General features: G+C 70.4%; 1 protein-coding gene. It reads left to right on the forward strand.

Annotated elements, in window-relative coordinates; genetic code table 11:
* On the forward strand, window positions 1-335 hold a 335-nt coding region (locus BLS34_RS00005; protein ID WP_281241195.1), incomplete at both ends, for a calcium-binding protein.

The following is a 335-nucleotide window of genomic DNA, read 5'->3' on the forward strand; positions in this document are numbered from 1 at the left end:
GGCCGCGGCGACGACACGATCTATGGCGGCGACGGCTCGAACCGTGTGAACGCCGGCGACGGTGACAACCGGGTGACGGCGGGGTCGGGCAGCGACACGATCTCGTCGGGGTCGGGCGACGACACGATCCGTGCGGGCGACGGCAGCAACGTGATCTCCGCCGGTCACGGCGAGAACCAGGTCACCGCCGGCTCGGGCTCGGACACGGTCCGCACGGGCAACCACGACGATACGGTGTATGCCGGTTCCGGCAACAACGACATCGACGTCGGCAGGGGCGACAACATCGTCAGCGCCGGCTCCGGTGCCGATCGGGTATCGGCCGGCAGCGGCGA

Origin of the sequence: Thalassobaculum litoreum DSM 18839, assembly GCF_900102465.1 — a bacterium.
GTDB lineage: Bacteria > Pseudomonadota > Alphaproteobacteria > Thalassobaculales > Thalassobaculaceae > Thalassobaculum > Thalassobaculum litoreum.